A 25,021-nucleotide genomic window follows, 5' to 3' on the forward strand; every position below is an offset into this window, starting at 1 on the left:
CGGCTAGGCGAGCACGGCGCCCTCGCGCAGCAGCGCCTCGCGCAGCGCCGGCACGGCAACCGCCCGCACCTGCGCACCCATGCCCTCGCCGGCCGACCGCGCCGCCATGGCCGCGGCGATGCCGGCCGCATGCCCCACGGCCATCGAGATCGTCATGACCCGGATGGCAGCCAGCGCCTCGTGGCTGGCCGAGATGCCCCGGCCCACGCCCAGCGCGTTGTCGAGCGTGGACGGGATCAGGCTGCGGTACGGGATCTGGTAGGCGTGGTCGTCGCCCATGGGCACGTAGTGCAGCGAGCCGCCCTTTGCCGGGTGGATGTCTATCGGGTACGCGCCCGCTGCGATGGCGTCGGCGAACTGCACCGGCTCCAGCAGCTCGGCGGCTGTGAGCACACGGTCGCCTTCCACCCGGCGCGTCTCGCGCACGCCCACCTGCGTGGCGAAAGCCCTCAGCCGCCCGTCGCCGCAACCGGGCACGTGGGCCGCAATGAACTCCGCCGCTTTCCATGCCTGGCGCCGGCCTTCGATCTCGGCGCCGCCGAGCGCCATCGGATCGGCGGCATCGATGGCCAGGCGGCTGATGTTGAACCAGGCATCGTCCGAATGCGGCACGCGGCTCGAATGCAGTGCCGCCCGCGCGAGCCCGCCCTGCGCATAGCCCCTGGCTGCCAGTTCGGCAAGCTCGGCTTTCGAAAGCGTGCCGAAGCGCCCGAAATCGATCGGACCGAAGCGGAACATCATCGTGGCCGGCTGCAGCGCCTCGCCGCCGCCCAGTTCGAGGAAGCGCGCGCCCGCCTGCTTCAGCGCATCCATGTCACCCGATGCATCGACCAGCACGCCGGGGCGCAACGACAGCACCCCGCCCTTGGTCAGCACGCGCAGGCCCGTGACGCGACGCGCTTCGCACTGCACGTCGAGCAGGCTCGCGTGCAGCAGCGGCCGCACGCCGGCCTCGGCCACCATGTCGTCGAGCACCAGCTTGAGCACCTCGGGCTCGTACTCGACACGGTCCATGTGATGGCCGGTGGACATCACGAAGCGGTCGTGCTCGCGTGCGCCACCGTAGGCGCGCAGCCGCCGGACCACCTCGTCGGCCAGCCCCGCAACCACCGTTCGGCCGTTGCCGGTCTGCCAGCTGTTGAACTGCGCCACCGCCCCGGCCGTGGCGTTGCCGCCCAGGAAGCCATAGCGCTCGACCAGCACGACCGAAGCGCCCTGCCGCGCCGCCGCCACCGCGGCCATGGTGCCCGCGACGCCGCCGCCGCACACCACCACGTCGGCCTCGACCGCATGGCTCGTTCCGATGTTCTCGTTGCTCATCCTAGTTCTCGACCTGGATGCCGCGGCTCTTCACCACCTGGCCCCAGCGGCTGCCTTCGGCCTTGAGGTACTGCGCGGTGGCCTCGCGGCCACGGATGAAGGTCTCGAGGCTCAGCGCGTCGAAGCGCTTCTTCACCGCATCGGACTGCAGCGCCGAGGCCAGCAGCTTCTCGAGCCGTGCCTGCCCTTCGGCCGGAATGCTGCCCTTGGGCGCCACCAGCGTGGCCCAGCCTTCGACCTCCAGGCTCTGCAGCTTCAGGCTGCGCAGCGTAGGCACGTCAGCGAGTTCCGCCACCGGTTGCGCCGACGACACGGCCAGCGCGCGCAGCCGGCCCGAGCGGATGTGCACGATCACGCTCGGCAGGTTCAGGAAGCCCATCGACACCAGCCCCGAGATCAGGTCGGGCATCAGCGCGCTCTCTCCCTTGTAGGGCACGCTGACCAGCGAGGTGCCGGTCTCCTGCGCGAACAGCTCGGCCGTCAGGTGCGCCAGCGTGCCGGTGCCGCTGTTGCCGGCGCTGAGTTTGCCCGGCTGCGCCTTGGCCTGCGCCACCAGCTCGGCCAGGGTCTTCGCCTTCGAGTCGGCCGGCACCACCAGCACCAGCGGCTGCCGCGAGACCATGCCGACGGCGTCGAAGTCGCGCGCCACGTCATAGCTCAGCTTCGGGTTGAGCGAGGGGTTGATCACCATGCTGTTGCTGCCCATCAGCAGCGTATGGCCGTCGCGGCTCTGCAACGCCGCCATCACACCGATGGCGCTGCCCGCGCCGGGCTTGTTCTCCACGATCACCGGCTGGCCCAGTTGCGGCGCCAGCACCTCGGCCAGCACCCGGGCCGATCCGTCGGCGCCCCCGCCGGGTGCGAAGGGCACGATGATGCGCACCGGCTTCGTGGGCCAGGCGTCGGCGGCATGCGCGCGGCGACCGAGGGCCGCCGCCGAGATTGCGGAGATCGCATGCCTGCGCGTGATGCCGCGCGCCGCGGCTGTGGCTGTAGCCATGTCCTGTTTGCCTCTTGATCTGGTTGTTCTTGAAAAGAAGCCCGATGCTAGAAAGCGGCCGTCGGCCCGGCAAATACCAACATGTGGCAACGCCATAACATCGCGTTATCGAATCACGCCGATGGAACGGGCGATGTCATGAACCTCCGACAGATCGAAGTCTTCCGCGCCGTCATGTTGGCAGGCTCCGTCACCGATGCCGCGCGCTCGCTGCACGTCTCGCAGCCGGGCATCAGCCGCATGCTCTCGCACATCGAGCTGCAGCTGGGGCTGCGCCTCTTCGAGCGGCGCAAGGGCAGGCTGCTGGCCACGCCCGAGGCGCAGGCGCTCTTCGCCGAAGTCGAGCAGGTGTACCGGGGCGTGGCCCGCATCGACGACTGCGCCCAGGCGCTGAAGGACGGCAAGATGCTCACGCTGCGCGTGCTGTGCAGCCCCAGCACCGGGCTGGACATGGTGCCGCGTGCGCTCACCGCGCTGGGCGAGGAGTTTCCCTCCGCGCGCATCTACTTCGAGGTGCTGCTCGCGAGGGAGATGGTCAAGCGCCTCGCGGCGCACGAGGCCGACGTGGCGATCTCCACGCTGGCCATCGACGACCCGCTGCTCAGCTCCCGCCCCATCGGCCAGTGGACGCTGGCCGGCGTGTTCCCGCGCGGCCATGCGCTGGAGGCGCGGCGCACGCTGGCGCCTGCCGACATCCTGAAGGAACGCATGATCTCCTTCAGCCCCGACACGCCGCAGGGCCGCATCATTGCCGACTGGTGCGTGCAGCACCGGCTGCAGCCCGACGCCCGCGTCGAGGTGCGCGCCGGCCAGAGCGCCTGCGCCATGGCGGCGGCGGGCGCGGGCGTGGCCATCGTCGACGACCTCACCGCGCGCGGCTGCATGACCGACAGGCTCAGCTTCCGGCCGATCCGCAACGCGCCTTCCTTCGACATCTTCGCCGTGACCAACGAGAACTTCGCGGCCTCGCTGCTGGCGAACCGCTTCGTCGCCCACGCCCAGTCGGCGCTGCGCCAGCTCAAGAAAGAGCGCGCCTGAAGGCGCGGCGCCATCCCATATTCTGCGGAGGGACAACGCGCGGCCGCTGCCTATGATCCGCCTCACCCCGGCGCCCAGACCGGCGGAAGAGGAGTCCCCCATGAAGATCGCCTTCACGTCGTGCATGAACTTCAAGCCCGGCCCCGACGGCTACCAGCACGTCTGGGACCGCATCGCGCAGGAGCAGCCCGACTACCTGTTCCTGCTGGGCGACCAGATCTACATGGACTACTTTCCCAAACTGGGCGAGCCCTCGAAGTGGGACGCGGCGAAGTTCGCCGACGTGATGCAGGGCAAGTACGAAGCGCAGTGGAACGTGCCGAACTTCAAGGCCCTGCGCGACGCGCTGCGCCAGAAGCAGGGCAACGGCGGCGGTGTGTACGGCACCTGGGACGACCACGACTTCGCCTGGAACAACGCGCAGGGCTCGGACGTCAGCGCGCCGGTGAAGCAGCAGACCCGCAGGCTCTTCACCCAGTACATGCAGATCGAGCAACTGAAGAACCCGGCGCATCTCGACCCGGCCGTCGACGGCATCTACTACTCGATTCCACTGATGCACCAGCAGCAGCGCATCGGCAAGGCCATCTTCCTCGACACCCGCTGGTACAGCACCGCCCCCGGCGACTCCAAGCCCCTGCTCGGCCAGAAGCAGCTCGACTACCTGAAGCAGGAACTGGCCGACGAGCAGGGCTACGTGCTGATCTGCGCAGGCATGCCCATTCGCGCGACCGGCAACGGATGGATGCGCTACCGCGACGACTACGCCAGGTTCCGCGCGATCATCCAGGGGCGCAAGTCGATCTTCCTGACCGGCGACATCCACGAGAACGCATTCCTGCCGCCGGCCGGAGAGACGAAGATGTTCGAGGTGGTCTCCTCCGGCGCCTTCGTCACCAAGTACTACCTCACGGGCGAGCGCGAGAACTTCGGCATCCTCGAATACACGCCCGGGAGCACCGACATCAAGCTGTTCGACAAGCGGGGGCTGGAGATGCACAACGTCATCGACAACGCCACCTTCATGCACCAGGAGATCCGCTGAAGGCCTTCCCGCGGGCTGCGGCCTACTTGCCCCAGATCGCCTTGTACTGGTTGCGGTAGCCGTTGTCCGGGTCGAACACGTTCCTCGGCCCGCCGTCCTTGCCCACGTTGCCCACCGTCACCAGGTGCACCTTGGGCACGTAGCCCGACCACTTCTCCTTGGCGAAGGCGCGATTGAGTTCGTCGACGATCTGCCAGCCCTGCATGTTCAATGGCTCCGGTACCGTGCCGGCCTGGAAGCGCTGCGTGCGGATGCGCTGGTACGCGGCCTCCGAGCCGTCACCGGCCGACACCGCCTTGGGCGCGCCGTCACCCTTCTTGCCCGCTGCGGTGAGCGAAGGGCCCATGAAGTCGAAGTACAGGTCGTTGATGGCCAGCGAGTGCGTCCACTTGTCGCCGAAGCGCTGCAGCAGCGCAGTGGTGAGCTGCGGCATGCGGGTGGAGCTTTCGGCGATCGGGCTGTCCTCGAAGCTCAGCACGGTGCAGCCGCCGCACTTCTTGATGACGGCCTCCATCGCGCGCGCCTTGTAGAGCGCGATGGCGTACTGCGAGTCGGTGAAGATCACCACGCCAGCCTTGCCGCCTGAATCGGCCACCACCCACGAGGCCGCAACGTCGGCCACGTCGTCGGTCACCGTGGTCACGTTGGCGAAGAGGCCCGCCTTGTCGTTCGGGCCGGGCTGCTCGCCCGAGTGCCAGCCGACCAGCGGAATGCCCGACTTGGCGGCACCCGCGAACGCGGCCTTCTGCTCGGTGGTGTCGAAACCGCCGACCACGATGCCCGCGGGCTTCACCGCCAGCGCCTGGTTGAGCGCGGCCGTGCGCCCGCTGACCGTGCCCTGCCCGTCGATGACGCGCACCGTCCAGCCGATGGCCCGGCCCGCTTCCTCCACCCCCTTGCTGACGCCGACGATGCCGCCGTTCTTCATGTCGCCCGCGACGAAGACGATGGTCTTGCCTGCCGCCGCCTTCGGGCCGGCGGTGGGGCCGTCCCACTTCTCCTTGGTCATGGTCGCGACCTCGACCTTTTTCTTCGCGGCTTCGAGAAAGTCGTCGGCCATGGCCTTCGGTGCCAGTGCGGCTGCGCACAGCGCCAGCACCGCGGCGGCGACGGTGCGCGCGGGAACACTCTTCTTCATGCTTGTCTCCAGTCGTCGTAGTTGGCCGTCAGTCATTCCGACGGCGTTGAGGGAACCGGTTGCGCGTGATCGAGCTGCCGCTCGGCGATGCGCCGCTTGATCGAGCGGTTGCGCCGCTGCTGCGCCCAGCCCGCGATGCCGATGGACACCAGCAAGGTCAGGCCGTTGAAGAGCGGCTCCACGTAGAAGGCACCGCCGAACTGCTGGATGCCCGAGATGCCGATGGCGAGAATCGCCACGCCCACCAGCGTGCCCCACACGTTCACGCGGCCGGGCCGGATGGTGGTGGAGCCGAGAAACGCTCCCACCAGCGCCGGCAGCAGGAACTCGAGCCCCACGCTCGCCTGCCCGATCTGCAGCCGCGAGGCCAGCAGCACGCCCGCGAAGCCCGACAGCAGCCCCGAGGCGACGAAAGCGCCCATCACATGCCTGCGCACCGAAATGCCGTTGAGCTGCGCCGCCTTCGGGTTCGCGCCGATCACGTAGAGCGCCCGGCCCAGCGGGGTGAACTCGGTCACCACCCACAGCGTGAGGCTCACCGCCAGCACGTAGAACGCGCCCACCGGCAGCCCCAGCAGGCTGCCGCCCGCGATGCCCACGAAGCCATCGGGAAGCTCGCCCACCACCTGCCGCCCGCCGCTGTGCCACATGGCCATCGCGTAGATCACCGTGCCCGTACCCAGCGTGGCGATGAACGAGTCGATCTGCGCGAGCTCCACCAGCAGTCCGTTGAGCACCCCGAACAGCGCCGCGCACAGCAGCACCACCAGCACCGCCGCCGGCCAAGGCAGGCCCAGCTGCGTCTGCAGGCTGATCGCGAGGATGTGCCACAGCACGATGCCGTAGCCCACGGTGAGGTCGATCTTGCCGGTGATCATCGGAATGGTCGCGGCCAGCGCCAGCAGCGCGATCACCGACTTGTCGGCCAGGATCGCGCGCAGGTTGAACAGCGTCGGAAAAGTCTCGGGCAGCAGCACCGAGAACAGCAGCGCGAGCGCCACCGTGAGCACGACGAGGCCGTACACCGGCATCGCGCGCCCGAGGCTCTGCGCCAGGGAAACGGCCTCGCCATCGAGGGACTTGTCGGGCTCCAGCGCCGTGGACTTGATAGAGCTGCTCATGCGGGAACTTCCTCGCGCGTCGCCGCGCCTGCTGCCAATGCCAGGAGTCTTTCGACGGTGATCGCCTCGCCCGTGAGCTCGGCCGCGATCAGCCCGTCGCGGAAGACGAGCACGCGGGTGCACACGGTCGCGATCTCCTCGAAGTCGGTGGAGACGACGACCAGCGCGGTGCCGGCCTCGGCGCGCTCGCGCAGCACGCCGTAGATCTGCCGCTTGGCGCCCACGTCGACGCCCGCGGTGGGCTCCTCGAGCACCACCAGCGGCTTGTCGAGATGGAACCAGCGCGCCAGCACCACCTTCTGCTGGTTGCCGCCCGAGAGCTGCTGCACTTCGGCCGACGGCGCGGGCGGGTTGATGTCGAAGCGGCGGATGAGCGCGAGCGCGCCTTCGGTCTCGCGGCGTGGCCGGTCGAAGGCCAGGCCGCGGTCGCCGTGCAGCGTCGAATTGGGAAACAGGTTCTCCAGCACGCTCATCGAGCCGGCCAGGTTTTCCTCGAGCCGCTCGCCAGCCACATAGGCCACGCCGGCGCGAATCGCATCGGCGGGGCAGGTGAAGCCGCAGGCCTTGCCCAGCAGCTGCATGCGCCCGGCCGACAGCGGCTCGCGCCCGAAGATCGCGCGGCTGATGGCCTCGTGCCCCGCGCCGCGCAGGCCCACGAGGCCCAGCACCTCGCCGCGATGCACGGCCAGGCTCAGCGGGCCGGCGTTGCCGCTGGCGGCGCCGTCGAGCTTCAGCAAGGGCTCGCTTCGCGCGGGCGCCTTCGCCTTCTGCACCGAGGCCGAGAGCGCCTTGCCCACGATCAGCCCCACCAGTTCGCTCTCGCTGGTCTGCGCCGTGGTCTTCACCGCCACCAGCCGGCCGTCGCGCATCACGGCCGCGCGGTCGGAAATGGCCATCACCTCGTCGAGCCGGTGCGACACGTACATCATCGCCATGCCCTGGCGGCGCAGTTCGCGCAGCACGCCGAACATGCGCTCCACGTCGCTCATCGGCAGGCTGGCCGAGGGCTCGTCGAGCACCAGCAGCCGCGCCTTCACCTCGAGCGCGCGGCCGATGGCGAGCAGCGACTTCTCGGCGCGCGTGAGCGAGAAGACGCGGCGGCCGGGGTCGATGTCGCAGCCCACGCGCGCCATCACACGGCGCGCCGTGTCGTTCGCCGCCTTCCAGTCGATGAGGCCGAAGCGGCGCGGGTAGCCGGTGCCCAGGCCCACGTTCTCGGCGACGGTCATCCATTCGACGAGGCCAAGGTCCTGGTGGATGAATGCCACCGGCTGCTCGCGCCGGTCGGCGCGCCGCCACTCGGACTGCGGCCGGCCGTCGAAAAGAATCTCGCCGTCGTCCACCGCGTGGATGCCCGCGAGCAGCTTGATGAGCGTGGACTTGCCCGCGCCGTTCTCGCCCAGCAGCGCGAGGATTTCTCCGCCCCGCACGTCCAGCGTGACCTTGTCGACCGCCTGCGTGCCGCCGAAGCGCTTGCTCACGGCCTGGAACTGCAGCAGCGGCGTGCTCATGCGCGCACCGCCCCGCTCGTGTTCAGCCGGATGCGGTAGAGCGAGGTCGACGCGCACACGAAGAGCTCGTCGCCGTCGGTCCCGCCGAAGCTGAGGTTGCCCACCTTCTCCGGCACCGCGACGCGCGCGAGGCGCGTGCCGTCGGGGTGGTAGACCTGCACGCTGTCCGCGCTGCTGGTGTAGACGAAGCCGTGCACATCGACGCGGAATCCGTCGGCCAGCCCCGGGTTCACCACCGCGAACACGCGCGGGTTCGCGAGGACCTGCCCGCCGATCACGTCGAACGCCACGATGTGGTGATGCCCCGAGCCGTCGGTGCGCAGCGCGGCCGAGGTGTCGCTCACGTACAGGATGCGCTCGTCGGGTGAGAACGCCAGCCCGTTGGGCTCCTCCACGAAGTCGCTCACCGAGCGAAGTGCGCCGCTCGCCGGGTCGAATCGGAACACGTAGTTGCGGCCCAACTCGCTCTGAGCCTTGTGCCCCTCGCGGTCGGAGACGATGCCGTAGGGCGGATCGGTGAACCAGATGCTGCCGTCGCGCTTCACGACGATGTCGTTGGGCGAGTTGAGCCGGCGGCCCTGGTAGCGGTCGACCACCACCTCGTCGGGCAGCGCCTGCAGGCCTTCGCCGGAACCCGCGAAGCGCGTGCGCACGATGGCGCGCAGGCCGTGCGAGCAATGCAGCAGCGATCCGTCGGCCTCGCGCGTGTGGCCGTTGGTGAACTCCACGCCTTCGCGCCACACGCTCATGCCTTCTTCGGCGTGCCAGCGCAGCATGCGGTTGTTGGGAATGTCGCTCCACAGCACCGAGCCGTCCTCGCGCATCCACACCGGCCCTTCGCTCCAGACGGCGCCGGTGCACAGGCGTTCGAGCGGGCCGGCCCCCTGGGCGACGGGAGCGAAACGGGAGTCGAAGACTTCGATGGTCATGGCCACGGCGCTGGTTTCCCTGAACTGGGGATCGCAGTGTGGCATCAAAAAGATACCGGTAACTTAGGCTTTTCCCGTAGGCGCAGGGACCGCAATTTCATTCTGCTTTCAAGGGTATGCGCTGTATTCTTTGCGCATCGATTTACGCACTCATACAGTTATCGGTATCTCGCACCGCACGGCCCTCGTCGCATATCCTCGAACCCGCCTTCCGAGAGAGAAAGAAAGAAAGAAGCTCCTTGCCTCCGACCAAAGCCTCCGCCGCCCCTGCTCCCGCCCTCACCCGCCCCGCGACGATGGCCGACGTGGCCGCGCGCGTCGGCGTGTCGAAGATGACGGTGTCCCGCGCGCTCAACCGCAGCGCGAGCAGCGACCGCGTGACCTCCGAGGCGCTGCGCCAGCGCATCCTTCAGGCGTGCGAGGAGATGGGCTACGTCATCGACCAGACGGCGCGCACCTTCTCCAGCAAGCGATCGGGCTTCGTCGCGGTGCTGATCCCGTCGCTCAACAACTCCAACTTCTCGGAAACCGCGCAGGGCATCACGGCCGCCGTGGAAGCGCGCGGGCTGCAGGTGCTGCTGGGCTACACCGACTACCGCGTGGAGACCGAGGAGCGCCTGCTGCGCGCCATGCTCGCGCGCCGGCCAGAGGGCGTGATCCTCACCGGCGGCTCGCACACGCCGGCCGCGCGCGCCATGCTGCAGGCAGCGGGCGTGCCGGTGGTCGAGACCTGGGACCTGCCGGCCACGCCCATCGAGCACACCGTAGGCTTCTCGAACGCCGAGGCCGCCGCCGCGATGGTGCGCCACCTGCACGCCAAGGGCTACCGGCGCATCGCCTTCATCGGCGGCACCTCCAACCGCGACACGCGCGGCGCCGACCGCCAGCGCGGCTATGCGAACGCGATCCGCGAACTCGGCCTGCCCGACGGCCGCGTCATCAGCTTCGGCCAGCCGCCGATCTCGATGGCGCAGGGCGGCGAGGCCGTGGCGCAGCTGATCCGCCAGTGGCCCGACGTGGACGCGGTGATCTGCGTGTCCGACCTCTCGGCCTTCGGCGCACTGATGGAATGCCAGCGCCGCGGCTGGGAAGTGCCCGGCCGCATCGCGATCGCGGGCTTCGGCGACTTCGAGGTCGCACGCGCCTGCCATCCGCGCATCACCACCGTGGCGGTGGATTGCGTGGGCATCGGCAAGGCGGCGGGGGAACTGCTGCTGCGCGTGATCGACGGCACGCGCGAGGGACATCGGCCGCCCGCGGAGACGGTGCTGATTCCGTTCCGCATCGAGCAGCGCGAGAGTTCCTGAGCCCTCCCCCTCACGGATGCCAGGTCGACACCACCGCAGGCGTCTGCGCCGTAGGCCTTCCCGCCAGCGCATAGGAGAGCTCGTTCGCAGCCTTCATGATCGTCTTGGCGTGGCCGAGCAGTTTGGCCTTGGGCAGACGGTCCGAGGGACCCGAGATGCACACCGAGCCCAGCAACGCCCAGCGCAGCCCGAAGACGGGCGCCGACACCGTCGCCACGTTCTTCTCGCGCTCGCCGATGGAGTAGTGGTAGCCCTTCTTGCGGATGTCCTCGTAGAGTTTTCCGGGCTCGCCCGAGAACGCGAGGATCACGCGGCCCGGTGAGCCAAGGTCCAGGGGCAGCATCGCGCCCATGCGTGCGTGGTGCCGGATGGGCTGCGGTCCCTCCACGCGGGCCAGGCAGGTTCTGGAATTTCCCTCGCGGACGTAGAACGCGGCGCTCTCGCCCGTTGCCTGCGACAGGGCTAGCAGCATCGGCTCCACCACGCCGTTGGCGTCGAAGCTGGCCTGGTAGCGCGCGCCCAGCCAACCCGCCGCGGGGCCGAGCCTCCAGCCGCCGTCCTCGCGCTGCACCACGTAGCCGGCAAGCGCCAGCGTGCGCAGCAGGCGCAGAGCGGTCGTCTTGTGCATCTGGCTGCGGCGCGTGAGCTCCGCGAGCGAGAGATGCTCGTCCTGCATGCCGAAGGCGTCGAGCAGCTGCAGCGCGCGGGTGACGGCGGTGACACCGCCCGAGGCCTCGGCATCCGCCTCGCGGGGCATCTCGATCACTTCCTTGAGCGCGGATCCAGTCTTCGAATTTCGTTTCACACAGTGGTCCAAGGTCCGTTCAGTGGACCACCATTGTATGGAATGGAACGCAAACCTAAAGTCGCTCCACGCCTCGCAGCACGGCCTGCAGGTGCCCAACGAACGATTCGGAGACAGATCAATGCGTACCTCGAGCCTCGGCTCCACCCCTCGCCGCGCGGCCCTCGGCCTCGCCCTTCTTCTCGCCTCGGGCATGGCGCTGGCGCAGGCCTATCCGGCGCGCCCGATCAAGCTCGTCGTACCCTTCCCGCCGGGCGGCGGCACGGACATCATTGCCCGCGAAGTGGCGAACAAGGTCGCTACTTCCGAAGGCTGGACCATCGTCATCGACAACAAGCCCGGCTCCGGCGGCAACATCGGCGTCGACGCGGCAGCCAAGGCCAGCCCCGACGGCTACACGCTGGTGCTGGGCCAGACCAGCAACCTCGCGATCAACCCCTCGCTGTACGCCAAGCTGCCCTACGACCCGGTGAAGGATCTCGCGGCGGTGGGCCTCGTCGCATCGGCACCGCTGGTGGTGGTCGTGTCCTCCGCCTCGCCCTACAGGAAGCTCGCCGACGTGGTCGCCGCCGCCAAGGCCAAGCCCACCGCGCTCAACTATGCGAGCTCGGGCAACGGCACCGTGGCCCATCTCGCGACCGAGCAGTTCCAGAAGGTCGCCGGCATCCAGCTCACGCACGTGCCCTACAAGGGCGCGTCGCAGGGCCTGACCGATCTCGTCGGCGGGCAGATCCAGATCTACGTGTCGTCGGTGCCGACGCTCATCGCGCAGATCAAGAGCGGACAGCTGCGCGCGCTGGCAGTGACCTCGCTGCAGCGCAACCGCGACCTGCCCGACGTGCCGACCATGGTCGAGGCCGGCTACAAGGACTTCGAGGCCGTCACCTGGTTCGGCGTGGCGGGCCCCGCGGCGATGCCGAAGGACGCGATCGCGAAGCTAAACACCGCGTTCAACAAGGCTCTCGCGACGCCCGACGTGCAGAAGAAGCTCGCGGCGCAGGGCGCAGAGGTGCTGTCCGGCCCGCCCGAGAAGTTCGCCTCGCTGATCCGCACCGACGGCGTGCGCTGGGGCGCGATCGTGAAGGCCTCGGGCATCAAGCTCGACTGATCCCCGCCTCATCCCCATGACCGGCTCCGTCGTCGCGGGCACAGCTTCACTCGCCATGCCCACCGCACCCTTCTCTGCCGGGCAAGGACGCGCGCCGGTCGAGGTTCCATCCGGCGCCTGCGACTGCCACGTGCACCTGTACGACTCGCGCTATCCGCCGGCACCCGGCGCGAAGCTGACGCCGCCGGACGCCACCGCGCACGACTACCGCCGACTGCAGCAGCGCACCGGCACCGAGCGCGTGGTGTTCGTGACGCCCTCCACCTACGGCACCGACAACCGCCCGCTGCGCGATGCGCTCGCCGCCTTCGGCGCACAGGCGCGCGGCGTGGCGGTCATCGACGAGAACACCGGCGACGACGAATTGCGCTCGCTGCACGACTGCGGCGTGCGCGGCATCCGGCTCAATCTCTCGCTCGGCGTCGCGAACACTGCGGCGCAGATCGCACCGCTTGCAAGGCGCATCGCGCCGCTGGGCTGGCACCTGCAGCTGCTCGCGCCGGCGGATCTGCTGGTGCAGCTCGCCGATGTGCTGGAAGACCTGCCCGTACCCATCGTGTTCGACCACTTCGCACGGCTCGCGCCATCGATGGCCGGCAGGCACGCGGCGCATGCGCTGGTGCTGCGCCTGCTCGCATCGGGCCGCGCGTGGGTCAAGCTATCGGGCAGCTACATCGTGAGCGAGGAAGGCCCGCCGCACTTCGCGGACGTGGCACCGCTGGCAAGGAGCTTCCTACAGGCCGCGCTGCTGCGCGTGGTGTGGGGCAGCGACTGGCCGCACGCCAGCGCCAGTGCCGGCCACCAGGCCATGCCCGACGACGCGCAGCAGATGGCATTGCTCGCCGGCTGGACCGGGACGCAGGACGCCTTGCGCCGCGTGCTGGTCGACAACCCGGCCGCACTCTACGGCTTCGACAGACAGAACAACGCTTCCACGGAGACAACATGACCCGCATGCACAGGCGCCGCTTCGGCGCATTGGGCCTGGCCGCGCTCGCCGCGACGTCGATGCCCGCACTCGCTCAGGGCCAGTGGCCCACCGGCAGGCCCATCACCTGGGTCGTGCCCTACCCGCCGGGCGGCACCACCGACATCCTCGGCCGCGCCATCGCGCAACGGCTGGGCGCACTGCTGGGTACGACGGTGATCATCGACAACAAGGCCGGCGCCACGGGCACCATCGGCTCGGCCTTCGTCGCGCGATCCGCGCCCGACGGCTACACGCTGCTGGGCACCTCGATCGGCCCGCAGGCCATCGTGCCGAACCTGCTGCAGAAGATGCAGTACGACCCGGTGGCAGCCTTCGCGCCGGTGACGCTGATCGGGACCATTCCGCACGTGCTGGTCGTCGGCGCCGCGCAGCCGATGCGCACCGTGGCAGACCTCGTCGCGCAGGCGAAGGCGCGGCCCGAGGAGCTGTCGTTCGCATCGGGCGGCAACGGCACCATCCTGCAGATGCAGGGCGAGCTGCTGCGCCTGCAGACGGGCACGCGCATGACGCACGTGCCCTACAAGGGCGACACGCCGGCCATCCAGGACGTGCTCGCCGGCCACACGAGCTTCATGTTCGCGCCGGTGGCCGCAGCACTGCCGCACATCCAGAGCGGCCAGCTGAGGGCACTGGCCGTCACCTCGGCCGCGCGCCTCAAGGCACTGCCGGATGTCCCCACCATGGGCCAGGCCGGCTTCAAGGATTTCGTGGTCGAGCAGTGGCAGGCGCTCTACGCGCCGGCGGGCACGCCCGCCGCCGTGGTCCAGAAGCTCAACGCCGAGGTGGTGCGCCAGCTGAAGGACCCCGAGATCGCCGCCATGGCCGACAAGCTCGGCGTCACCCTCGTGGGCAGCACGCCGCAGCAGCTCGCCGACACCCAGAAAGCGGACCTGGCCAAGTGGGCCAAGGTTGTCAAGGACGCGGGCATCAGGCCCGAGTGAGCCTGGCCCTCTTCATTTCCTGCCATCCATCACCATCACTCCAAGAGGTTTCCCCATGTCATCTCCCCTCCCCGACGTCATCCGCGACTTCGAACGCGTGCCCGCGCACATCGTGGCGCAGGCGGCCGAGTTCCAGCCGGCCATCCTTGCCGACGTGGCCGGCCGCCGCGGCGCGCTGGACGGCCGCATCAAGGCCCTGCGCCCGCGCATGAAGCTGGCGGGCACCGCGCTCACCGTGGAAGTGCGCCCCGGCGACAACCTGATGATCCACGCCGCCATCGCCATGGCCAAGCCCGGCGACGTGCTCGTCATCGACGGCAAGGGCGACCTCACGTCGGCGCTCATGGGCACGATCATGATGACCGCGTGCCGCCAGATCGGCATCGCCGGCGTGGTGATGGACGGCGCCTGCCGCGACAGCCTGGAGATCGACGAGATGGACTTCCCCGTCTTCTGCGCCGGCACCAATCCGAACGGCCCGACCAAGAACATCGGCGGGCGCATCGGGCATCCGGTGTCGATCGGTGGCGTGACGGTGTGCCCGGGCGATTTCGTCGTCGGCGACGCCGACGGCGTGGTGGTGGTGGAGCGCGAGAAGATCGAGTCGCTGCTGCCGCTGGCCGCGAAGAAGGTGAAGGACGAGGCCGCACGCATCGCCGCCATCAAGGAAGGCAACACCGCCGCCAAGTGGCTCGACTCCGCGCTGCGTGCAGCGGGCGTGCTGAAGGAAGGCGAGACGCTGTGACGGCCATCCTGGTGACGGGCGCCGACCTGGCGCCGCAGGCGGTGAAGCTGCTCGAAGGCCACGAGATCGTCTACGCGGGCAAGACGCCGACCGAGGACGACCTCGTCGCGCTGTGCCGCGCGCACGACCCGGTGGCCATCATCGTGCGCTACGGCAAGGTGGGCGCGGCCGTCATGGACGCCGCGCCTTCGCTGAAGGTGATCTCCAAGCACGGCAGCGGCACCGACACCATCGACAAGGTGGCGGCGCAGGCACGCGGCATCGAGGTGGTCGCGGCCGTGGGCGCGAACGCGGCGGCCGTGGCCGAGCAGGCGCTCGCGCTGCTGCTGGCCTGCGCGAAGTCGGTGGTGGCGCTGGACGCGCGCATGCACGCCGGCCACTGGGACAAGGCGACGCACAAGAGCCTCGAGCTCGGCGGCCGCACCGTCGGCCTCGTCGGGCTCGGCGCCATCGGGCTGCGCTTCGCGCGCATGGCCGATGCGCTGGGCATGCGCGTGCTCGGCTTCGATCCGTATGCGAAGAACCTGCCCGCCTACGTGCAGGCCGTCGACCTCGCGACCCTCTGGGCCGAATCCGACGCCATCTCGCTGCACTGCCCGCTGACCGACGAGAACCGGGGATTGCTGGATGCGGACACGCTCGCACGCTGCAAGCGCGGCGTGATCGTCGTCAACACCGCGCGCGGCGGCCTGATCGACGAAGAGGCGCTGCTGGCGGCCCTGCGCTCCGGCCAGGTGTCGATGGCCGGGCTGGACAGCTTCGCGGTCGAGCCGATGACAGCGGGCCACCCCTTCCAGGGAGAGAAGAACATCGTGCTGAGCCCGCACATCGGCGGCGTGACCAGCGATGCCTACGTCAACATGGGCGTGGGCGCCGCGAAGAACCTGCTGCAGGTGCTCGAGCGACAGACGGCGGCGAGCAGCTGAGGCGGCATCGCCACCGTCCCCAACCAAGACAAGGAGACAAGAGAATGAAAAGCGGCAAGAAGGCCCGCTGGGCCGCGTTCGCGCTCGGCCTGCCGATGGCACTGGCGCTACAGGTGCAAGCGCACGCACAGGCCTGGCCTGCCAAGCCGGTGCGCGTGCTCGTCGGCTTCTCGGCGGGCGGCCCCACCGACGTGGTGGCGCGCGCCTTCGCCGACCATGCATCGCGCGCGCTGGGCCAGCCATTCGTCGTGGACAACAAGCCCGGCGCCAACACCATCCTCGCGGCCGAGGCGGTCGCCGCCGCGCCGGCGGACGGCTACACGCTGCTGCTGGGCGCGACGAACCACACCATGATCCCGGCGCTCTACAGCCAGCGCGTCAAGTTCGACGCGGTGCGCTCCTTCGCGCCGGTGTGCTCGCTGGCCGTGAGCCCCACGGTGCTGGTGGTGGGTCCGTCGATGCCGGTGAAGACGCTCGGCGCCTTCCTGCAGGCCGTGAAGGCCGAGCCGGGCAAGCGCACCTATGCCACGCCGGGCTCGGGCAGCTCGGGCCACTTCGCGAGCGCGCAGTTCACGCAGCTGACGGGCACGTCGATGAACCACATCCCGTACAAGGGCGCGGCGCAGGCGGTCACCGATCTCATCGGCGGGCAGGTCGACAGCTCATTCGCCACGCTGGGCTCGGTGCTCGCGCAGGTGCAGAGCGGCAAGCTGACGGCGCTCGCGGTGGCCGCGCCGAAGCGCTCGGCGCTGCTGCCCGGCGTGCCGACCTTCGAGGAGGCCGGCGTCAAGGGCTACACGGCCGACGCCTGGTACGGCCTGCTCGCGCCGGCGAAGACACCGCCCGAGGTGCTGGCCGCGCTGCGCCGCGTGGCCACCGAATTCGCGCAGGCGCCGGCCACGCAGGAAAAGCTGCGCTCGCTGGGCATGGAGGCCCGCAACACCTGCGGCGACGCATTCGGTGCGCAGCTCGCGGGCGAGGTCAGGCTCTACGGCGATCTCGCCCGATCGCTCGACCTCAAGACCGAATGAACGCATACAAGAGGAACACACCATGAAAGCCATCCGACGCATGCTCGCCGCATGCACCCTCATCGCGGCAGCGGCGACCTCCGCGCACGCAGCCTATCCGGAGCGCCCCATCACGCTGGTCGTGCCCTATGCACCCGGCGGATCGGCGGATGCGCTCGCGCGCGTGCTGGCCGTGCGCGTGGGCATGAAGCTGGGCACCACCGTGATCGTCGACAACCGGCCCGGCGCCAGCGGCACCATCGGCGCGGGCTTTGCGGCCAAGGCCTCGCCCGACGGTTACACCGTGCTCTACGACGCCACGCCCTACTCGATCAATCCGCATCTCTTCGCGCGCATGCCCTATGCCGCCAATGCGCTGCAGCCGCTCGCGCTCGTGGCGCTGGCGCCCAACATCGTGATCGTGCGCGCCGATTCGCCCTTGAAGAGCATCAAGGACCTCGCGGACAAGGCCAAGGCCGAGCCAGGCAAGATCAACTTCGCATCGGGCGGCAGCGGCACCGTGCAGCGGCTCGCGGCGGAGCTGCTGCGCCAGCGGCTCGGGCTCGACATGGTGCACGTGGGCTACAAGAGCGGCGGCCCCGCCATCACCGACGTGATGGGCGGGCAGGTCGACTTCATGTTCAGCACCATCGCCGCGTCGTATCCGCTCGTGTCCTCCGGCAAGCTGCGCGCGCTGGCGGTGTCGTCGCCGCAGCGTTCGCCGCGGCTGCCCGAGGTGCCGACCATCGCCGAGACCGTGGCGCCCGGCTACGAGGCCTACGAATGGAACGGCATGTTCCTGCCGGCCGGCACGCCGGCGCCCATCGCCGAGAAACTGCACAAGGCGGTGGTCGAGGCGCTGAAGGAAGACGAAGTGAAGAAGCGCTTCGTCGACGTCGGCGTGCAGCCGGTCGGCTCGACCTCCGCCGAGTTCGCCGACTTCCTGAAGAAGGAAGACGCGAAGTGGGCGGAGGTGATCCGCAAGGGCAACATCAAGCTCGATTGACCACAACGCACGAATGAACGCCACCTCCATCGCGCAGCCGGTTCCCCACTCGGTGGGCACGGACCGTCCTGCGCCCGCGCTGCCCGCAGGCGCCTGCGACAGCCACATGCACATCTTCGATGCGCGCTTCGCCGCGTCGCCGCACTGGAAGCGCCAGCCGCCGCACGCCGAGGTGGCAGCCTACTGCCTGCTGCAGCAGCGGCTGGGCACCTCGCGCACGGTGGTCGTCAATCCTTCGACCTACGGCACCGACAACGCCTGCACCCTCGATGCGCTCGCGCAGTTGGGCGAACAGGCGCGCGGCGTCGCGGTCGTCGCCGAGGATGTGGCCGACGATGAACTCGACCGCCTCGCAGCGCAGCGCGTCTGCGGCCTGCGCGTGAACTTCGTGACGCCGCAGTCCTGGGGCACCACCACGCCGCAGATGCTGACGACGCTGGCGCGCAAGGTGGCGCGGCTTGGCTGGCATATCCAGGTCTTCGTGCATCCGGAGCAGCTGGTGGAACTCGAACCGGTGCTGGCCACCTTGCCGGTGCCGCTGGTCATCGACCACATGGCGCGCATCGATCCGGCCGAAGGTGCCAATGCAGCGGCGTTCACCGTGGCGCGGCGACTGCTCGACGGCGGCAACACATGGATGAAGCTCTCGGGCGTCTACATGCGATCGCGCGACGGAGCACCCGCCTACCGCGATGCCTTCGCGCTGGGCCGCGCGCTGGTCGAGGCCGCGCCCGAGCGGCTGGTGTGGGGCAGCGACTGGCCGCACACGACCGAGACGCCGGGAACGGTGGACGACGCAGCCCTCGCGAACGTGCTCGCCGCATGGTGCGGCGACGAAGCCGTGCGCACGCGCATCCTCGTCGACAACCCGGCGAAGCTCTATGGATTCGCGGCCGCCTGATCCGCGCCGCAAAGGAGACCGACTTGTACTTCCTGCAAGCGCCCCAGGTGCTGGAGCTCCAGACCTTCACCAGCATGCCCGGGCATTTCCGGCGCCGCGAGCCGAGCATCTGGGCCGACGCCAACCGCGGCGGCCAGCCGACCGACTCCTTCCTCGAAGGCCCGGTGTTCGACGACGCCGGCAACCTCTATGTCTCGGACATTCCCTTCGGCCGCATCTTCCGCATCGACGCCTCGGGCGAGTGGACGCTGGTGGCCGAATACGACGGCGAACCGAACGGCATGAAGTTCATCGACGCGAACACGCTGCTCGTCACCGACTACAGGAGCGGCCTGATGCGCGTGGACGTGCACACCGGCAGCGTCACGCCGCACCTGCAGCGGCGCAACACCGAGAGCTTCAAGGGCGTGAACGACCTGGTGCTGGACGCGCGGGGCAACGTCTACTTCACCGACCAGGGCCAGAGCGGTCTGCACGACCCGTCGGGGCGCCTGTATCGCCTGCGGCCCGACGGGCAGCTCGACCTGCTGCTGTCGAACGTGCCCAGCCCCAACGGCGTGGCGCTCTCGCCCGACGGCAAGGTGCTCTACCTCGCCGTGACGCGCGGCAACTGCGTGTGGCGCGTGCCGCTGCTCGCGGACGGCAGCGTCGCCAAGGTGGGCCAGTTCTTCACGTCCCATGGTCCGAGCGGCCCCGACGGGCTCGCCGTCGACGCACAGGGGCGGCTGCTGGTCGCAAACCCGGGCCTGGGCATCGTGTGGGTGCTCGATGCGCGTGCCGAGCCGGTCATGGTGCTGCGCGGCCCCGTCGGCGCGTCCACCACGAACATCGCCTTCGGCGGGCCGGACAGGTGCACGCTGTTCGTCACCGATTCGACGCACGGCAATGTGTTGAAGGCAGAGCTCGACGCGCCGGGCGTGGAGCTGCATCGATTGGACGACTGAGGGGCTGAGCTTCGCTGGGGGCTCGTGCGTGGCGCGAGCACTCGCGAAGGCAGTTGCCGAGTCAGTTTTTCGTCGCGCACCCGCAGGTCATTGCCTTCGGCCCGTCGCGGGTGACGCGGTCCGGGCATGGAACTGGAGCAATACCTCCACGGGATGCCGGAGATGCCGGCTCTCCATTCGCTTGGCCTGGCTGCGACAGGAGTAGCCCGTCGCCAGGAACTCCGTCTTCTGCGTCTCCCCATCCTTCAGTATCGGCTCCCAGGACAGGGAGTAGATCTGGCGGGACGTCGCGACGTTCACGCTCTCATGGCCATAGGTCCCCGACATGCCGCAGCAGCCGCTGGCTTGCTGCTGGAGCTTCAAACCGGCGCGGGCGAACACATCGGGCCACAAGGCCGCGGCCGCAGGCGCGTTCGTCCTTTCGGTGCAATGGCCCAGAAGCCGGAAGTCTCCCGCTGCGGGTTGCGGATTCATCCGGGGCAGAACATCGAGCAGCCACTCCTGCGGAAGCTGCACGGCGGGAGGCTTCTCCAGGGTTGGGAGCTTCGCGTATTCCTGTCGATACACGAGCGTCATCGCAGGGTCGAGGCCGACGAGCGGCACGCCGCACGAAGCCAGTTCGTCGAGCATCGCCGCGTTCCTGCGCGCTGCACGGCCGAACCCCTTCAAAAAGCCAAGGACGTGAAGCGGCTTGCCGTTCGGCATGAAAGGCGCCAGCCACACCGTGTACCCGAGCCGTGAAGCGAGTTCGATGAATGCCGAGAAAACGTGCGTATCGAAATAGCGCGTAAAGGCATCCTGAACGAGGACGACGGACCGGGCCCGCTGCGCATGCGTCAGAGCCATCAGCGACCGCTCGGTGGCAGTGCGTACGCCCCAGCGACGCAGCGTGGCACGGAAGTCGAAACGGCTCAGCAGCGGACTGTCGACCATGCCCGCATGGCGTTCGAGCATGCGACGCAGCAGGCTGGAGGACATCGCCGCGTTGTAGAGCCACGGAACCCGCGCGAAGAACGGCACGCTGAATTCGAGCGAACCGATCAGGTAGTCCTTCATCGGCCGCGAGTAACGGGAGTGATAGAGCTCCAGGAAGCGCGAGCGGAAATCCGGGACGTTGACCTTGACAGGGCACTGCCCCGCGCACGACTTGCAGGCCAGGCAACCGCTCATCGCTTCGTAGACCTCGTGGGAGAAGTCATCGGAAGCACCGTTGCGGGCCACCGCGCGACCACGGCCGCTCTTCCAGCGCCTGGCGAATCCGGCGACGAACGAAGGCTGCTGCGCAGCCACCCCGAGTACATCGACCCCCGCATTGCCCTGCAAACGCAGCCACTCCCGCATCAGGGCCGCACGGCCCTTCGGCGAATGCCTGCGTTCACGCGTGGCCTTCCATGAGGGGCACATCGCATCGTCAGGGTCGAAGTTGTAGCAGGCGCCGTTGCCGTTGCAGCGAAGCGCACTTGCGTGGCTTTGCCAGACGCGTTCGTCGATCTGGCGATCGGCGTCGGCGCGCAAAGGGACTTCGTCGATACGCAGCAACTCTGCAAGCTGGCCCGCGGGAGTGGCGATCTTTCCCGGGTTCAGCTGGTTGTATGGGTCGAACGCAGCCTTGAGTTGCTGCAGTGCCGGGTACAACGGACCGAAGAACTTCGGCGCGTACTCGGAACGAACGCCCTTCCCGTGCTCGCCCCACAACACGCCGCCGTATTTCAGCGTCAACTCCGCGACCTCATCGGAGATCGTGCGGATCAACGCCGCGTGGGCCGGGTTTCTCAGATCCAGCGCCGGCCGGACATGAAGCACGCCCGCATCCACATGGCCGAACATGCCATAGCTCAGCCCGTGGCCGTCGAGCAGCGCCCTGAACTCTTCGATGTAGTCGGCAAGCTTCTCCGGCGGCACCGCAGTGTCTTCGACGAAAGGCTGAGGCCGGGCCTCGCCCGGCACGTTGCCCAGCAATCCGACAGCGCGCTTGCGCATCGCGTAGACCTTCTCCACGCAAGCCTTCCCCCAAGCGACCGTGTGGCCGATGCGCGCCGCAGTGGCATCGTCCGCAAGATGGCCGACGAAGGCCGCCGCGCGCTCGCGCAGTTCCTCCTGCGAGTCTGCGCAGAATTCGACCAGGTTGATGCCACGGGTCGGAAGCCTGTCGCCGTCGACAGGGAAGTACTCCGCCACGTCCTGCCAGACGATGTCGCCCATCGCCAGGTTCAACACCTGTGAATCGACCGTCTCGATCGACAGCGGGCGATGCTGCATCAGGAATCTTGCGTCCCGCAGAGCATCCATGAAGCTGGCGTACCGCACATTGACCAGCACCGAATACCGGGGAATGGGGAGCAGCCCGATCTCGGCCTCGACCACGAATCCCAGCGAACCTTCTGCGCCGCACAGGACGCTGTTGAGGTTGAAGCGATCGCCGGGTTCCCCGAGGTGTGCCAGGTCATAGCCGGTGAGGCAGCGATTCAGCGGAGGAAAGCGCGCCGCGATCAGGTCGGCATGCCGGGTGGCGATCTGGTGTGCGCAGCGCCACACGGCACCCACTGGCCCGTCTTTCTGCAACTGCACCTGCAGTTCGCGGGCATCGACGGATCTGCTCGAAAAGCGAATGCCGCCCAGCATGACCATGTCGAGTTCCTGCACATGGTCCCGCGTCTTGCCGTAGGTGCAGCTTCCCTGGCCGCTCGCGTCCGTGTTGATCATCCCGCCTATCGTGGCGCGGTTGGAGGTCGACAGCTCCGGTGCGAAGAAGAGTCCATGCTCCTGCAGCGCCGCGTTGAGCTGGTCCTTAACCACGCCCGCCTGCACCCTTGCCACTCGCCGGACGGGATCGATCCAGAGAATCCGGTTGAGATGCCGGGAGAGGTCGACCACGATGCCGTCCGTCAGCGACTGCCCGTTGGTGCCCGTCCCGCCGCCACGCGCGGAAACGACCACCTGCCGATGCTCCGGCGCGGCGAGCAGCTTCGCGAGCGTTTCGACGTCCGCCCCGTCCAGCGGGAAGACCACGGCCTGGGGCAGGCGCTGGTAGATCGAGTTGTCCGTGGCGAGGACGGTGCGGTCGGCGTATCGCGGCGAGATCTCGCCACGGAAGCCTGCCGCGCCCAATGCATGGAGAAAGCGCTGGTAGCCGCTTTGCAGTGCGACGGGGGCTGGAATGATCTCGATCAATTTCGGGGTTCCACGGTTGCGAGGGGCAGTCGGCCGGCCTGCCTGCGCTTGCAAGGCCGCGGCCGGCAAAGCCGCAAGAGCCTGCGCGCACCTGCAGCGCCCGCACGGCCGCTTTCCTTCCAGTAAGTCATGCGCCTTGCGATCCTCGCGCCAGGCGATCCGGTGCCGATCAGTCGGACTTCAGGCGTCCCTGCTTGACCATCTGCGCAGCCAGGGCCGACTCGGCGCTGACCAGCTTCTGGAGCGCAGCGCCTGTGCCTCCGACGGGCTCGCTGCCCAGGTCCTTGATCACGTTGGAAAACTCCGGCTGGGCCACGGCCTTGGTCGCCCAGTCCTGCAGGCTGGCGACGCTGGCGGCAGGCGTGCCCCGGGGCGCGAACAATCCGACGAAGGTGGTTGCGTCGAACGAAGGCAAGCCCAGTTGCGCAAGTGTCGGGACGTTCGCGAGAAGCCCGCCGCCCTGCGGGCCCAGCACGATGAGGGCACGCAGCGCGCCGCTCTTGATGTGCGGGGTGGAACTCGTGATCTGGTCAACCACGGCGTCGATCTGGCCGCCCATCAGATCGACCAGGGCCGGGCCCGAACCCTTGTAGGGCACGGCATTGACCTGCGCCTTGGCGGAGTCCTCGAACTGGAGCAGCGCCAGGTGGTTGGGAGAGCCGGGGCCTGCGTGGCCGACCGTCACGCTCTGGCTGGCAGCCTTGGCGACCTTCAGGAAGTCCGCAGCGGTCTTGAACCGCGGGTCGTTGGCGCGCACGACCACGACGACGGGCGTACGGCTGAGCAGAGCGACCGGCGTCAGGCTGTCCGCCTTGTAGGGCACCTTGATGATCTCCGGAAGGGTTCCCAGCTGACCGGGTGTCGCCACCAGCAGCGTGTGCCCGTCGGGCTCGGCTCTCGCAACTGCGCCCGTTCCCACGGCGCCGCCGCCGCCGGCACGGTTGTCGATGATCACGGACTGGCCGACCAGCCTGGTCAGCGGCACGCTCAGCGAGCGCGCGACGATGTCCACGTTCCCTCCCGGTGCGAAGGGAACCACCAGGGTGATCGACTTCGAAGGAAAGCGATTCTGCGCAATGGCGGGGTGGAGTGCGGCGCAGGCAGCGAGCGATGCGGCACCTTGCAGGAAAGCTCTGCGGCTGCTTTTTTGATTGAACATGAATGTCTCCTTCTTGAAAAATCAGTCGTTCCAATAAAGCCGGGTCGGGTTCTCGACAAGGGCCTTGCGCCTGATTTCCTCGGGAAACCAGTGGGTGATCAGGTTTGCCAGCTCGATGCTGGCGGTCGACTTCGCGTCGACGCCGGGATGGGGCCAGTCAGAGCCCCAGACGATGCGATCGGGATTCGCGTGCGCCAGGCTGTGCGCCAGCGGCAGCACGGCGGGGTCGACGCCTGAGCCTGTCGCGGATATCCGGTATGCGCCCGAGAACTTGACCCAGGCACATCCCTCCTGAAGCAGGCTTCGAAGGCCCTTGACGCCCCTGCTGTCGATGTCGCCGCAGTTCGACGGATGGCCGAAGTGGTCCACCACGACGCTCATGCCCTTTTCGGCCAGGCGCTGGACGAGGCTGAAATCCGCATCGATGTTCACGAGCAACTGGATGTGCCACCCAAGTCCCTTCACCCGATCCGCAATGGATTGCAGGCCGGCGGCGGAAACGCCTCCGCTGAACAGCGCATTGCATCTGGCGCCCCTCACTCCGAGTCGATGCAGTTCCTCGATCTCGGCATCCGGCGTGTCTTCGAAGATGACGGCCACGCCGCGCATGCTGCCGGGAGCAGCGCCGGCCAGTGTCCGTTTCAGCAGCGAGTGATCGCGGCCGTACACGCTCGGCTGGACAAGAACGCAGCGATCCATGCCCAAGGGCCCATAGGCAGACCAGTACTGTTCGATCGTGGCCGGCGGCGGGGTGTACGAGCGCTCGGCGATGAACGGGAATGCCTCCGGAGATCCGAAAACATGCAAGTGCGTGTCGCATGCCCCCTCAGGAAAGATTCTTTGTTTTTCACCAGGAAGCGCCTGGTGGGCTGCGTCGTGGCGGCCTGTGATTGCCATGGATTCCG

22 protein-coding genes are annotated in these 25,021 nt (G+C 68.7%); 12 read left to right on the forward strand and 10 right to left on the reverse strand.

The features are described 5' to 3' along the window. Positions 1 to 3 precede the first annotated feature (3 nt). Positions 4 to 1,320, reverse strand: coding sequence for an FAD-dependent oxidoreductase (locus ABL844_RS24570; protein ID WP_418129325.1), 1,317 nt, complete (start codon positions 1,318 to 1,320; stop codon positions 4 to 6). Between the two features lies 1 nt (position 1,321). Next, positions 1,322 to 2,320 (reverse strand): Bug family tripartite tricarboxylate transporter substrate binding protein, encoded by a 999-nt coding sequence (locus ABL844_RS24575; protein ID WP_418129326.1) that lies wholly within the window; start codon positions 2,318 to 2,320, stop codon positions 1,322 to 1,324. Between the two features lie 138 nt (positions 2,321 to 2,458). On the opposite strand from ABL844_RS24575, the gene ABL844_RS24580 reads away from it, so the two are divergent. Both ABL844_RS24580 and ABL844_RS24585 read left to right on the forward strand, forming a co-directional pair. Beyond that, complete coding sequence (locus tag ABL844_RS24580) at positions 2,459 to 3,358, forward strand: LysR family transcriptional regulator (protein WP_418129328.1); 900 nt, start codon at positions 2,459 to 2,461, stop codon at positions 3,356 to 3,358. A gap of 100 nt (positions 3,359 to 3,458) precedes the next feature. Next, positions 3,459 to 4,403 (forward strand): alkaline phosphatase D family protein, encoded by a 945-nt coding sequence (locus ABL844_RS24585; RefSeq protein WP_418129330.1) that lies wholly within the window; start codon positions 3,459 to 3,461, stop codon positions 4,401 to 4,403. Positions 4,404 to 4,425: 22 nt separating this feature from the next. On the opposite strand, the gene ABL844_RS24590 is transcribed toward ABL844_RS24585, so the two are convergent. The 4 genes from ABL844_RS24590 to ABL844_RS24605 are packed head-to-tail and all read right to left on the reverse strand — an operon-like array spanning position 4,426 to position 9,102. Continuing rightward, positions 4,426 to 5,541: a substrate-binding domain-containing protein gene (locus ABL844_RS24590; protein WP_418129331.1), complete on the reverse strand. Its 1,116-nt coding sequence runs from the start codon at positions 5,539 to 5,541 to the stop codon at positions 4,426 to 4,428. 32 nt (positions 5,542 to 5,573) lie between these two features. Then, entirely contained in the window at positions 5,574 to 6,662 is a 1,089-nt protein-coding gene (locus ABL844_RS24595; protein ID WP_418129333.1) for an ABC transporter permease, read from the reverse strand. Continuing rightward, positions 6,659 to 8,173: a sugar ABC transporter ATP-binding protein gene (locus ABL844_RS24600; protein ID WP_418129334.1), complete on the reverse strand. Its 1,515-nt coding sequence runs from the start codon at positions 8,171 to 8,173 to the stop codon at positions 6,659 to 6,661. The genes ABL844_RS24595 and ABL844_RS24600 overlap by 4 nt, the downstream gene beginning before the upstream one ends. Beyond that, positions 8,170 to 9,102 (reverse strand): SMP-30/gluconolactonase/LRE family protein, encoded by a 933-nt coding sequence (locus ABL844_RS24605; RefSeq protein ID WP_418129336.1) that lies wholly within the window; start codon positions 9,100 to 9,102, stop codon positions 8,170 to 8,172. The genes ABL844_RS24600 and ABL844_RS24605 overlap by 4 nt, the downstream gene beginning before the upstream one ends. 296 nt (positions 9,103 to 9,398) lie before the next feature. Here ABL844_RS24605 and ABL844_RS24610 point away from each other — a divergent pair, with 296 nt between their 5' ends. Beyond that, positions 9,399 to 10,409 carry a LacI family DNA-binding transcriptional regulator gene (locus ABL844_RS24610; protein ID WP_418131946.1) on the forward strand — a complete coding sequence of 337 codons (1,011 nt, stop codon included), beginning with the start codon at positions 9,399 to 9,401 and terminating at the stop codon, positions 10,407 to 10,409. A 10-nt stretch (positions 10,410 to 10,419) separates the two neighbouring features. Here the strand turns inward: ABL844_RS24610 and ABL844_RS24615 are convergent, their stop codons facing one another. Continuing rightward, positions 10,420 to 11,166 (reverse strand): IclR family transcriptional regulator, encoded by a 747-nt coding sequence (locus ABL844_RS24615; protein WP_418131947.1) that lies wholly within the window; start codon positions 11,164 to 11,166, stop codon positions 10,420 to 10,422. Between the two features lie 169 nt (positions 11,167 to 11,335). On the opposite strand from ABL844_RS24615, the gene ABL844_RS24620 reads away from it, so the two are divergent. From ABL844_RS24620 to ABL844_RS24660, 9 genes are read left to right on the forward strand one after another with little or no spacing between them, the layout of a single operon-like run. Beyond that, positions 11,336 to 12,322, forward strand: coding sequence for a Bug family tripartite tricarboxylate transporter substrate binding protein (locus ABL844_RS24620; protein ID WP_418129337.1), 987 nt, complete (start codon positions 11,336 to 11,338; stop codon positions 12,320 to 12,322). A gap of 16 nt (positions 12,323 to 12,338) precedes the next feature. Further along, positions 12,339 to 13,271: an amidohydrolase family protein gene (locus ABL844_RS24625; protein WP_418129339.1), complete on the forward strand. Its 933-nt coding sequence runs from the start codon at positions 12,339 to 12,341 to the stop codon at positions 13,269 to 13,271. Next, positions 13,268 to 14,254 carry a Bug family tripartite tricarboxylate transporter substrate binding protein gene (locus tag ABL844_RS24630; protein ID WP_418129341.1) on the forward strand — a complete coding sequence of 329 codons (987 nt, stop codon included), beginning with the start codon at positions 13,268 to 13,270 and terminating at the stop codon, positions 14,252 to 14,254. Before ABL844_RS24625 ends, ABL844_RS24630 begins: the two co-directional genes overlap by 4 nt. Before the next feature lie 55 nt (positions 14,255 to 14,309). After that, positions 14,310 to 14,999, forward strand: a complete 690-nt coding sequence (locus ABL844_RS24635) for an RraA family protein (RefSeq protein WP_418129342.1) — start codon at positions 14,310 to 14,312, stop codon at positions 14,997 to 14,999. Continuing rightward, positions 14,996 to 15,925, forward strand: coding sequence for an NAD(P)-dependent oxidoreductase (locus ABL844_RS24640; protein ID WP_418129343.1), 930 nt, complete (start codon positions 14,996 to 14,998; stop codon positions 15,923 to 15,925). Before ABL844_RS24635 ends, ABL844_RS24640 begins: the two co-directional genes overlap by 4 nt. A gap of 44 nt (positions 15,926 to 15,969) precedes the next feature. Next, positions 15,970 to 16,956, forward strand: a complete 987-nt coding sequence (locus tag ABL844_RS24645; protein ID WP_418129344.1) for a Bug family tripartite tricarboxylate transporter substrate binding protein — start codon at positions 15,970 to 15,972, stop codon at positions 16,954 to 16,956. A gap of 22 nt (positions 16,957 to 16,978) precedes the next feature. Then, a complete protein-coding gene (locus ABL844_RS24650; RefSeq protein WP_418117556.1) occupies positions 16,979 to 17,941 on the forward strand; it encodes a tripartite tricarboxylate transporter substrate binding protein in 963 nt (320 codons plus the stop codon). A 13-nt stretch (positions 17,942 to 17,954) separates the two neighbouring features. After that, the gene (locus ABL844_RS24655) at positions 17,955 to 18,842 is read left to right on the forward strand and encodes an amidohydrolase family protein (RefSeq protein WP_418129345.1); all 888 of its coding nucleotides are present in this window, start codon (positions 17,955 to 17,957) and stop codon (positions 18,840 to 18,842) included. 23 nt (positions 18,843 to 18,865) lie between these two features. Then, positions 18,866 to 19,786 (forward strand): SMP-30/gluconolactonase/LRE family protein, encoded by a 921-nt coding sequence (locus ABL844_RS24660; RefSeq protein WP_418129347.1) that lies wholly within the window; start codon positions 18,866 to 18,868, stop codon positions 19,784 to 19,786. 87 nt (positions 19,787 to 19,873) lie between these two features. On the opposite strand, the gene ABL844_RS24665 is transcribed toward ABL844_RS24660, so the two are convergent. The 3 genes from ABL844_RS24665 to ABL844_RS24675 all read right to left on the reverse strand — a co-directional run bounded on the left by ABL844_RS24665 (position 19,874) and on the right by ABL844_RS24675 (position 25,013). Continuing rightward, entirely contained in the window at positions 19,874 to 22,954 is a 3,081-nt protein-coding gene (locus tag ABL844_RS24665; protein ID WP_418131948.1) for an FAD-binding and (Fe-S)-binding domain-containing protein, read from the reverse strand. 172 nt (positions 22,955 to 23,126) lie between these two features. Then, positions 23,127 to 24,116 carry a Bug family tripartite tricarboxylate transporter substrate binding protein gene (locus ABL844_RS24670; RefSeq protein ID WP_418129349.1) on the reverse strand — a complete coding sequence of 330 codons (990 nt, stop codon included), beginning with the start codon at positions 24,114 to 24,116 and terminating at the stop codon, positions 23,127 to 23,129. Positions 24,117 to 24,137: 21 nt separating this feature from the next. After that, positions 24,138 to 25,013 carry an amidohydrolase family protein gene (locus ABL844_RS24675; RefSeq protein ID WP_418129350.1) on the reverse strand — a complete coding sequence of 292 codons (876 nt, stop codon included), beginning with the start codon at positions 25,011 to 25,013 and terminating at the stop codon, positions 24,138 to 24,140. Positions 25,014 to 25,021: the final 8 nt, after the last annotated feature.

This window comes from Variovorax sp. 278MFTsu5.1 (assembly GCF_048305045.1).
Taxonomy (GTDB): Bacteria; Pseudomonadota; Gammaproteobacteria; order Burkholderiales; family Burkholderiaceae_C; genus Variovorax; species Variovorax guangxiensis.